The organism is Pseudomonas sp. UBA6315 (assembly GCF_002438125.1).
GTDB lineage: Bacteria > Pseudomonadota > Gammaproteobacteria > Pseudomonadales > Pseudomonadaceae > Aquipseudomonas > Aquipseudomonas faucium.
In genome coordinates this window covers 25,628-36,076 of record NZ_DJTF01000044.1, presented here as the reverse complement: position 1 = coordinate 36,076, position 10,449 = coordinate 25,628, and the positions used below count along the sequence as shown (strand labels likewise).

The window sequence follows — 10,449 nt, the reverse complement described above, 5'->3', positions numbered from 1 at the left end:
CACTACCTGGATTAAGTAACTCATTGAATCTCAAGGAGTTTCTCGTTCCGACTACGCTGGAAGTGGGGCGCATTATAAGGGGATTCGAGACCCCGTCAAGGCTTAATTTCAAGAAACCTCGTTATTGCCGAAAAACAAAGCGGGGCGGCCTAATGGCCGCCCCGCTTTTACTTGCATGCCTTATTAAAGGCTAGGGAACGCGAACTGCGACGCCTCATGGCTGGCACGCTGCGGCCAGCGCTGGGTGATCGCCTTGCGGCGGGTATAGAAGCGCACACCATCCGGGCCATACGCATGCAGGTCGCCGAACAGCGAACGCTTCCAGCCACCGAAGCTGTGATAAGCCACCGGCACCGGCAGCGGCACGTTCACACCGACCATGCCCACTTCGATCTCGTCGCAGAACAGGCGCGCGGCCTCGCCGTCACGGGTGAAGATGCAGGTGCCGTTGCCATACTCGTGATCGTTGATCAGCTGCATGGCCTGCTCCAGGCTGCTCACCCGCACGATGCACAGCACAGGGCCGAAGATCTCTTCTTTATAGATGCGCATCTGCGGGGTCACCTTGTCGAACAAGGTACCGCCCACGAAGTAGCCATCTTCATTACCCGCCACGCGCAAGCCACGGCCATCCACCACCAGCTTGGCGCCGGCGGCAACACCGTCGTCGATGTAGCCCACTACCTTGTCACGGGCAGCAGCAGTCACCAGCGGCCCCATGTCCAGGCCGCACGACGTGCCGGCACCGATCTTCAGCGCCTTGATCTGCGGCTCCAGCTTGGCGATCAGCGCATCGGCAACCTGGTCGCCCACACACACAGCGACGGAAATGGCCATGCAGCGCTCACCACACGAACCGTAGGCTGCGCCCATCAGTGCGCTGACGGCGTTGTCCAGGTCGGCGTCAGGCATCAGCACGGCGTGGTTCTTCGCGCCGCCCAGGGCCTGCACACGCTTGCCGCGCTTGGTGCCTTCGGCGTAGATGTATTCGGCAATCGGCGTCGAACCCACGAAGCTCAGGGCTTTCACTTCCGGGGCCTCGATCAGCGCGTCCACGGCTTCCTTGTCGCCGTGCACCACGTTGAGGATGCCCTTGGGCAGGCCGGCCTCGAGCAGCAGCTGGGCAATGAACAGCGTCGAGCTCGGGTCACGCTCGGACGGCTTGAGGATGAACGCGTTGCCGCAAGCGATGGCCAGCGGGTACATCCACAGCGGCACCATGGCCGGGAAGTTGAACGGCGTGATGCCGGCCACCACGCCCAGCGGCTGGAAGTCCGACCAGGCATCGATGTTCGGGCCGACGTTACGGCTGTACTCGCCCTTGAGCACTTCCGGGGCGGCGCAGGCGAACTCGACGTTCTCGATGCCGCGCTTCAATTCGCCGGCCGCGTCTTCCACGGTCTTGCCATGCTCTTCGCTGATCATCTGCGAGATCTTGGCCTCGTTCTGCTCCAGCAGTTGCTTGAAGCGGAACATCACCTGGGCGCGCTTGGCCGGTGGGGTGTTGCGCCAGGCCGGGAAAGCGGCCTTGGCGGAGTCGATCGCTTCCTGCACGGTTGCGCGGCTGGCCAGCTCGACCTTGCGTACCGCCTGGCCGGTGGAGGGGTTGAAGACATCGGCGGTGCGCTCACCCTTGGTAACCAGCTCGCCGTGAATCAGGTGCTGAACAATGCTCATGCATAACTCCAGATAAAGAAGGTTGAAGCCAGCGCGCGATCAGCTCGCGCGCCTTGCGTCAAAATCAGAAAGATCAGTCGATCTTGTTCAGGGTTTCACCGACCGCGTCGAACAGGCGGTCCAGTTCCTGCGGCTGGGTGTTGAAGGTTGGGCCGAACTGCAGGGTGTCGCCACCGAAGCGTACATAGAAGCCGGCTTGCCACAGCTTCATCGCCGCCTCATACGGACGCACGATGGCATCGCCATCACGGGCGGCGATCTGGATCGCGCCGGCCAGGCCGTAGTTGCGGATGTCGACGATGTTCTTGGTGCCCTTCACGCCATGCAGCAGCTTCTCGAAGTGCGGCGCCAGCTCGGCGGCCGACTGCACCAGGTTTTCTTTCTGCAGCAGGTCGAGCGCGGCGATACCTGCGGCGCAGGCGACCGGGTGGGCCGAGTAGGTGTAGCCGTGGGGGAATTCGACGGCGTATTCCGGGGTCGGCTGGTTCATGAAGGTCTGGTAGATCTCGCTGCTGGCGATCACTGCGCCCATCGGGATGGCGCCGTTGGTTACCTGCTTGGCGATGCACATCAGATCCGGGGTCACGCCGAACGCTTCGGCGCCGGTCATCGCGCCCATGCGGCCGAAGCCGGTGATCACTTCGTCGAAGATCAGCAGGATGTTGTGCTGGGTGCAGATTTCACGCAGGCGCTTCAGATAACCCTTCGGCGGCGGCAGTACACCCGCCGAGCCTGCCAGCGGTTCGACGATCACGGCCGCGATGTTCGACGCATCGTGCAGCTCGATCAGCTTGAGCATCTCATCGGCCAGGGCGATGCCGCCCTCTTCTGGCATGCCCTTGGAGAAGGCGTTCACCGGCAGCACGGTGTGCGGCAGGTGGTCGACGTCCAGCAGTTGGCCGAACATCTTGCGGTTGCCGTTGACGCCGCCCAGGCTGGTGCCGGCGATGTTCACCCCGTGGTAGCCACGGGCACGGCCAATGATCTTGGTCTTGGTCGCCTGGCCTTTCAGGCGCCAGTAGGCGCGCACCATCTTCAGCGCGGTGTCGGCGCACTCGGAACCGGAGTTGGTATAGAAGACGTGGTTCAGGTCGCCCGGGGTCAGTTCGGTGATCTTTTCAGCCAGCTGGAACGACAGCGGGTGGCCGAACTGGAACGCCGGGGAATAGTCCAGGGTATTGAGCTGACGGGTGACCGCGTCGGCAATTTCCTTGCGGGTATGCCCGGCGCCGCAGGTCCACAGCCCCGACAGGCCATCGAAGATCTTGCGCCCCTTGTCGTCGACCAGGTAGTTGCCCTCGGCCGCCACGATCAGGCGTGGGTCACGGTGGAAGTTGCGGTTGGCGGTGTAAGGCATCCAGTGGGCATCCAGCTTGAGCTGGCTGGCGATACCGGAAGGAGCGGTTTCGGGCATGTTCATCGGCGGTTCCTCGAAAGACGAATAGGCAACGATGGATGTTGTTGCAGCTAAATTCGCACGCAGATAAAGTCTGAAAAAGCCTACATTTCTAATCTTCAGATAGAACAAGACTAAACTGATGAGCCGACGCCCCGATCCTCTGGCACAGGTCAGCGATTTCGATATCCGCCTGTTGAAAATCTACCGAAGCGTCGTCGAATGCGGCGGTTTCTCGGCTGCCGAGAACGTGCTCGGGATTGGCCGCTCGGCCATCAGCCAGCAGATGAACGACCTTGAGCAGCGCCTGGGCTTGCGCCTGTGCCAGCGCGGCCGCGCCGGTTTCTCGCTGACCGAGGAGGGCCGCGAGGTGTACCACTCGGCGCTGCAGCTGCTCAGCGCGCTGGAAACCTTCCGCACCGAGGTCAACGGCCTGCACCAGCACCTGCGCGGCGAGCTCAATATCGGCCTGACCGACAACCTGGTGACCCTGCCGCACATGCGCATCACCCATGCCCTGGCCGAACTCAAGGACCGCGGCCCGGACGTGCGCATCCAGATCCGCATGATCGCCCCCAGCCAGGTCGAGCAAGGGGTGCTCGACGGCAGCCTGCATGTTGGCGTGGTGCCCCAGACCAGCCCGCTCTCCGGCCTCGAGTACCAACCCTTGTACAGCGAGCGCTCGCTGCTCTACTGCGCCGTCGGCCACCCGCTGTTCTATGCCGACGACCAGCAGGTCGACGATGAGCGCCTCAACAGCCAGGAAGCCATCGCGCCCACTTTCCGCCTGCCCGCCGATATCCAGGCGCACTACCAGGCACTCAACTGCACCGCCAGCGCCTCGGACCGTGAAGGCATGGCGTTCCTGATCCTCACCGGGCGCTACATCGGCTACCTGCCCGACCATTACGCCACGTTCTGGGTCCAGCAAGGCCGCCTGCGCCCGCTCAAGCCGGCCCAGCGCTACTACGACCTGAGCCTGAGCTGGGTCACGCGCAAGGGCCGGCGGCCGAACCTGGTGCTGGAAAGCTTCCTGGAAAGCCTGGCTGCGACACGCTGATGCCTGCTTGTGCCGCTAATGCTTGTCACTTGCGCGCAGGCAGGTAATCTTGTCCGACATCCGTTGCCACAGACCTGTACGGAATCGTCCATGACCCTAGAAGTCCCTGCGCATCGCCTTTCCGCCTCGGGCAAGCCCGCCGGCCGCATCCGCCAGAAGAACGAACAGGCCATCATCCAGGCCGCCGAAGACGAATTCGCCCGTCATGGCTTCAAAGGCACCAGCATGAACACCATCGCGCTGAAGGCCGGCTTGCCCAAGGCGAACCTGCATTACTACTTCACCAACAAGCTGGGCCTGTACATCGCCGTACTGAGCAACATCATCGAACTGTGGGACAGCACCTTCAACGCCCTGAGCGTCGAGGACGACCCGGGCGAGGCGCTGAGCCAGTACATCCGCACCAAGATGGAGTTCTCCCGGCGCAACCCGCAGGCTTCGCGGATCTTCGCCATGGAAGTGATCAGCGGCGGCAGTTGCCTGACCGAGTATTTCAGCGCCGACTACCGCGAATGGTTCCGCGGCCGTGCTGCGGTGTTCCAGGCCTGGATGGATGCCGGCAAGATGGACCCGGTCGACCCGGTGCACCTGATTTTCCTGCTCTGGGGCAGCACCCAGCACTACGCCGACTTCGCCACCCAGATCTGCCAGGTCACCGGCCGCAGCCGCCTGACCAAGCAAGATATGGAAGATGCGAGCAGCAACCTTATCCACATCATTCTCAAAGGATGCGGCATCGCGCCGAGCGCCTGACTTCTCTATATGCCTTCTACCCTGCTCGACCTCTGCGAGTTTCGCGAGGAAATCCGCAAGAGCCGCTTCATCACCCTGGCCGGCCCGATCACCAGCGCCGCCGAGGCGATGAGCTTCATCGAACGCCACAGCGACCTCGCCGCCACCCACAACTGCTGGGCCTGGAAGCTCGGTGCGCAGTACCGCAGCAGCGACGATGGCGAACCCGGAGGCACCGCCGGGCGGCCGATTCTGGCCGCCATCGAGGCGCAGGATTGCGACCAGGTGGTGGTGCTGGTGATCCGCTGGTATGGCGGCATCCAGCTGGGCACCGGTGGCCTGGCCAGGGCCTATGGCGGCGGGGCCAACAAGTGCCTGCAACAGGCGCCGAAACGGCTGCTGGTGCAGCGCAGTGAATTTGCCTGCAGCTGCAGCTTCAGCGAACTGGCCCTGGTGAAGTTGCGCCTGGCCGAGGTGGATGGCCTGGTGCTGGACGAGCAGTTCACCGCCAATGGCGTTGACCTGCGCATTGCTGTCGGCGAAACCCACCTAGCCGCCTTGCAACAGCAATTGGCAGACCTGAGCCGCGGGCGAATCCTCCTCGAAGCGTGTTGAAGGTTGCACACAACAACTGTGGGCCCGCCTGTGGATAAGCTTGGGGCACTCATCTGCAAGCCTTGCCATTCAAGGCCTGCAGAGCATTGAGCATATTTTGATCACCGTTTGATGACAGTCGCAAGCGGTTGACTTGTCAAGTGTTATCCACAGTCGAAAAGCCGGATGCCGTCAGACCTTCACCCGCGCTTGCACACATTAACTGTGGATCAGCCTGTGGATAACCCGTTAGCCAACAAGCCAAGCGCCCGGCTCTGCACGGCCTTGACGCAGCTGGTCAATTTTTAACCACCTTCGATGCAGGCGGATGTCCCGAGCCTGCAGTATCCTCAATGTCTTTTTCCCCGATAAAGGAATGGTCCCATGGCTGATTCAAAGACTGCCCTCATCATCGGCGCCTCCCGTGGGTTGGGCCTGGGCCTGGTGCAGCGGCTGCAGGAGGATGGCTGGCACATCACCGCCACGGTACGCGACCCCAAGAAACCCGGCGCGTTGGGTGAAGTTGCCGGTGTACGCATCGAGCAGCTGGAAATGAACGACACCGCCCAGCTCGATGGCCTGAAGCAACGCCTGCAAGGTGAAGTGTTCGACCTGGTGTTCATCAATGCCGGTGTCATGGGGCCCCTGCCCCAGGACCTGGAAAAGGTGCAGCAACCAGACATCGGCGCGCTGTTCATGACCAATGCCGTGGCGCCGATCCGCGTTGCCCGTCGCCTGGCCGGCCAGGTTCGCCAGGGCAGCGGCGTGCTGGCGTTCATGAGCTCGATCCTGGGCAGCGTGACCATCCCCGACGGCGGCGAGATCTGCCTGTACAAGGCCAGCAAGGCCGCGCTGAATTCGATGATCAACAGCTTCGTGGTCGAGCTGCAACGCCCGGATCTCTGCGTACTGGCCATGCACCCGGGCTGGGTGAAAACCGACATGGGCGGCGAAAACGCCGAGATCGACGTGCTCACCAGCACCCGCGGCATGCTCGAACAGGTCAAGGCCCACAGCGGCAACGGCGGCCTGCGCTTCATCAACTACAAGGGTGAAACCCTCACCTGGTGAGCCGCCTCTGATCGGCGGTTGGCGCAATGCAGGCCCGGCCAAGCGCAATGCCTGGCCAGGCCCTGTAGAATGGCGGCAACCGTACCTGATTGAGATAGCCACCTATGTATGACTGGTTGAACGCCCTGCCAAAGGCCGAACTGCACCTGCACCTCGAAGGTTCGCTCGAACCCGAGCTGCTGTTCGCCCTGGCCGAGCGCAACAAGATCGCCCTGCCCTGGAACGACGTCGAAACCCTGCGCAGCGCCTATGCCTTCAACAACCTGCAGGAATTTCTCGACCTTTATTACCAGGGCGCGGACGTGCTGCGCACCGAGCAGGACTTCTACGACCTGACCTGGGCCTACCTGCAGCGCTGCAAGGCACAGAATGTTATCCACACCGAGCCGTTCTTCGACCCGCAGACCCACACCGACCGGGGCATCCCGTTCGAGGTGGTGCTCAATGGCATCAACCACGCGCTCAAGGATGGCCGTGAACAACTGGGCATCAGCAGTGGCCTGATCCTGAGCTTCCTGCGCCACCTCAGCGAAGAAGAAGCCCACAAGACCCTCGACCAGGCCTTGCCCTTCCGCGACGCGTTCATTGCCGTTGGCCTGGACAGCTCGGAAATGGGCCACCCACCGAGCAAGTTCCAGCGCGTGTTCGACCGTGCCCGCAGCGAAGGCTTCGTCGCCGTCGCCCATGCCGGCGAAGAAGGCCCGCCCGAGTACATCTGGGAAGCCCTCGACCTGCTGCAGATCAAGCGCATCGACCACGGCGTGCGCGCCATCGAGGACGAGCGCCTGATGCAGCGCATCATCGACGAGCAGATCCCCCTCACCGTGTGCCCCTTGTCCAACACCAAGCTCTGCGTGTTCGATCACATGAGCCAGCACAACATCCTCGACATGCTCGAGCGCGGCGTGAAGGTGACGGTGAACTCCGATGACCCGGCGTATTTCGGTGGCTACGTGACCGAAAACTTCCACGCCCTGCACACCCACCTGGGCATGAACGAAGACCAGGCTCGCCGCCTGGCCCAGAACAGCCTGGACGCACGCCTGGTGTAACCGGGCCGTCAGCCCACCTGCAACGTGCTGACCCGGGCAATGCGGTTGATCTGCTGGATACCTTCGGCGGAAATCTGCATTGCCCGGGTGCCTTCCGGCTCGCGCATCCAGCCAGACTGCAGGAACAGCGTGAGCAATGCACGCCCAAGGCTGCCCCCCAGATGCGGGCCCTGGTTGCTCCATTCGCTGCAGTGGCAGATCACGCAGCCTTGCTGCTGGCGTGGCGCCAAGGCGTCGATGTAGACCCCTATGCGCGCCAGCGCCAGGCGCCCTTCATCGCTGACCATCACCTGCCGCTCGCTGCCCTCCAGCCAGCCCGCGACCACCAGGCGGTGGTACAGCTCGCCGGCCAGCTCACCCCCCAAGTGATCACCACAACGCCGCGCCCGGCGCATCGACATCGGCATCTGCGCAGGCTTGGCCCGCTGCTGCCCATCACTGCCGAGCTGCACACTGGCCAACGCTTCGACGGCTGCGCCGACCTGGGGCGTGGCCAGCCTGAAATAGCGTTTGCGGCCCCGCGCTTCGAGCCTGAGCAAACCTGCCGAAGACAGCAGCGACAGGTGCGCGCAGGCAGAGGATGAGGTCAAGCCGGCCATCATCGCCAGTTCGTCGGTCGGCCGCGGCGTGCCATCGATCAACGCCCACAACATCGCACTGCGCTTGGGGTCGGCCATCAGGCCGGCAATCTGACTGATACTGCTGACTGCATTCATGTCCTGTAACTCCCTGCAAATCACATCTGATTTCCAATGGCCAACCGTGGCAACGCCGATCGCCCTCGGCAGGTGCCAGCCGCGGCGCTCGCCCCGCAGTATAAGCCGCACGCAGGCCCGCCCCGCAGGCGGGCCACGGGCGGCGCAGGCAAAGTGAATGTGGGTAGGGGAACCCTTGAGCGCCGAGCATGGCAAGGCGGCTGGGGCACAATGGCCCTTAAGAGGAAGGAAGCCGCCGGCTGGCAGGGAAGAAACAGCGCAAGAGGAAGAATGGCCCCAGGCAACGCAAGGACTCTGCCGACAGCGCCCTTCCTCAAATAACGCAGATTAAAGCGAACCTTCTACACGCTTGCAGGCCTTGCAGCGGCCCGCACCTTGACCGCCAGTCAGAACACTGCGCCAAGCCATGGCGAGGGGGCAGCGCGGCGCTACACTAGTCCCGCTCTCCCCCCAATTCGAAGGTATGCCGCGATGAAGATTGTCGTCAGTGCGTCAAACCGTAACCCCAACTGCCCGTGGCAGGTGAGGCTCGACCAACATGTGGTGAGCTTTCGCAGCGAGGCCGAAGCACGTGCCTTCGTCGCCACCCTGGAAACCCGCCTGCAGGCGCCTCATGCGCTCATGCCGGACGCCTGGCCTGCAAACCCCGGGTCAGTAGCGCGACACTGACCACCAGTGCCCCGCACAAGCTGATCACCAGGGTCATGGGCACCGCGCTGCCATCGTGCAGCAGGCCGACCAACGCTGCCGCTGCGGCGGCGACGCTGAACTGCAGGCAGCCCATCAACGCCGAAGCGCTGCCGGCCCGCGCCCCCTGGCCGCTCATGGCGCAGGCCGAGGCGTTGGGGATGATGCAGCCAAGGCTGGCGATGCAGACGAACAAGGGCAGCAAAAGTGGCCACAACTGCGCCGGGCGCATCGCGGCCACGCCGAGCATCACCAACCCCGCCGCCAGGTACACCCACACCGCCCGCACCAGCAGGAACGCAGGGCCCCGCTTGGCCAGCAGGCGAGCATTGACCTGCGCGACCAGGATGAAACCCGCCGCATTAGTGCCGAACAGCCAGCCGTAATGCTCTGCCGGCACGCCATAGAGTTTGATAAATACGAAAGGTGAACCGGCGATGTAGGCAAACATCCCGGCGATGGCAATTCCGCCGGTCAAGGCATGGCCGATGAACACGCGATCGGCCAACAGCCGCATGTACTGGCGCAGCGCCCCCGACAGCGGCTGGCGCGGGATGTGCGCCGGCAAGCTCTCCGGCAGGCCCAGGCTCACCGCCAGTAGGCAGGCCGCACTGAACAGGCTCAAGGCGAGGAAGATCGACTGCCAGCCCGCCACGTTCACCAGCACGCCGCCGAGCATCGGCGCAAGGATCGGCGCCAAGCCCATCACCAGCATCAATTGCGAGAACACCTTGGCCGAGGCCACCGGGTCGCACTTGTCACTGACGATGGCCCGCGACAGCACCATGCCGGCACAACCGCCCAACGCCTGGACGAACCGCGCCAGGATCAGCGTATCGAGGTTGGGCGCATAAGCGCAGGCCAGCGATGCCAGGGTGAACAGCCCCACACCGAACAACAGCGGCTTGCGCCGGCCGAAGCGATCGGCCACAGGGCCATAGGCCAGCTGGCCGAGCGACAAGCCGAGGAAGTACGCGGCCAAGGTGGCCTGTACATGTTTTTCGTCGGTGGCGAACGCCTGCGCCATGGCCGGGAAGGCGGGCAGGTAGAAGTCGATCGCCAGCGGCCCGAACGCACTCAATGCGCCCAGGATCAGCACCATTCGCAGGTTCATCAGGAATCCATAGCAGGCTAAGCAAGCGCGTAAGTCTACCTGCAGTGGACCCCTTCAGTATGAAAACATTTGCAACAAAACAGCCCGATGGCTCAGGCCACTTCGGCCTGGTAGCCCTCTTCACGGATCGCCGCCAGCAGCTGCTCGGGCGCCAATGCGCTGTGCACGCGCACCTCCTTGGCGGCCAGATCGACTTCCACCTGCGCCTGCGCATCCTGCTCCTGTACCGCGCGGGTCACCGCTTTCACGCAATGGCCGCAGGTCATGCCTTGGACGTTGAACACTTGCATGGGTATTGCCTCCTTGTGGGTTTTGCCCAGTTTCAAGCTTGCCATCGGGGCAAGGTCAAG

Annotated in this window: 11 protein-coding genes; 6 read left to right on the top strand and 5 right to left on the bottom strand. The window is 63.3% G+C overall.

Annotated features, from left to right (window positions below; translation table 11 throughout):
- Positions 1-183 precede the first annotated feature (183 nt).
- Positions 184-1,677, bottom strand: coding sequence for a CoA-acylating methylmalonate-semialdehyde dehydrogenase (locus B3E94_RS05750; RefSeq protein ID WP_176517907.1), 1,494 nt, complete (start codon positions 1,675-1,677; stop codon positions 184-186).
- Positions 1,678-1,750: 73 nt separating this feature from the next.
- Positions 1,751-3,097, bottom strand: a complete 1,347-nt coding sequence (locus B3E94_RS05745) for an aspartate aminotransferase family protein (protein ID WP_176517906.1) — start codon at positions 3,095-3,097, stop codon at positions 1,751-1,753.
- A 115-nt stretch (positions 3,098-3,212) separates the two neighbouring features.
- Here B3E94_RS05745 and B3E94_RS05740 point away from each other — a divergent pair, with 115 nt between their 5' ends.
- The 5 genes from B3E94_RS05740 (at position 3,213) to B3E94_RS05720 (ending at position 7,582) form a co-directional block, all read left to right on the top strand.
- Positions 3,213-4,133: a LysR family transcriptional regulator gene (locus B3E94_RS05740; protein WP_286912675.1), complete on the top strand. Its 921-nt coding sequence runs from the start codon at positions 3,213-3,215 to the stop codon at positions 4,131-4,133.
- Between the two features lie 90 nt (positions 4,134-4,223).
- A complete protein-coding gene (locus tag B3E94_RS05735; protein WP_176517905.1) occupies positions 4,224-4,886 on the top strand; it encodes a TetR/AcrR family transcriptional regulator in 663 nt (220 codons plus the stop codon).
- Positions 4,887-4,895: 9 nt separating this feature from the next.
- Positions 4,896-5,480: an IMPACT family protein gene (locus B3E94_RS05730; RefSeq protein WP_286912674.1), complete on the top strand. Its 585-nt coding sequence runs from the start codon at positions 4,896-4,898 to the stop codon at positions 5,478-5,480.
- A 363-nt stretch (positions 5,481-5,843) separates the two neighbouring features.
- Positions 5,844-6,530 (top strand): SDR family oxidoreductase, encoded by a 687-nt coding sequence (locus B3E94_RS05725; RefSeq protein ID WP_286912673.1) that lies wholly within the window; start codon positions 5,844-5,846, stop codon positions 6,528-6,530.
- Between the two features lie 104 nt (positions 6,531-6,634).
- Positions 6,635-7,582 (top strand): adenosine deaminase, encoded by a 948-nt coding sequence (locus B3E94_RS05720; protein WP_176517902.1) that lies wholly within the window; start codon positions 6,635-6,637, stop codon positions 7,580-7,582.
- A gap of 8 nt (positions 7,583-7,590) precedes the next feature.
- Here the strand turns inward: B3E94_RS05720 and B3E94_RS05715 are convergent, their stop codons facing one another.
- Complete coding sequence (locus B3E94_RS05715) at positions 7,591-8,298, bottom strand: ArsR/SmtB family transcription factor (RefSeq protein ID WP_286912672.1); 708 nt, start codon at positions 8,296-8,298, stop codon at positions 7,591-7,593.
- A 471-nt stretch (positions 8,299-8,769) separates the two neighbouring features.
- Here B3E94_RS05715 and B3E94_RS05710 point away from each other — a divergent pair, with 471 nt between their 5' ends.
- Positions 8,770-8,967 carry a hypothetical protein gene (locus B3E94_RS05710; RefSeq protein ID WP_236193887.1) on the top strand — a complete coding sequence of 66 codons (198 nt, stop codon included), beginning with the start codon at positions 8,770-8,772 and terminating at the stop codon, positions 8,965-8,967.
- Here B3E94_RS05710 and B3E94_RS05705 read toward each other — a convergent pair.
- Complete coding sequence (locus tag B3E94_RS05705) at positions 8,918-10,099, bottom strand: multidrug effflux MFS transporter (protein ID WP_176517900.1); 1,182 nt, start codon at positions 10,097-10,099, stop codon at positions 8,918-8,920. The genes B3E94_RS05710 and B3E94_RS05705 overlap by 50 nt on opposite strands.
- A gap of 92 nt (positions 10,100-10,191) precedes the next feature.
- Positions 10,192-10,389 carry a heavy-metal-associated domain-containing protein gene (locus tag B3E94_RS05700; protein ID WP_176517899.1) on the bottom strand — a complete coding sequence of 66 codons (198 nt, stop codon included), beginning with the start codon at positions 10,387-10,389 and terminating at the stop codon, positions 10,192-10,194.
- Positions 10,390-10,449 lie beyond the last annotated feature (60 nt).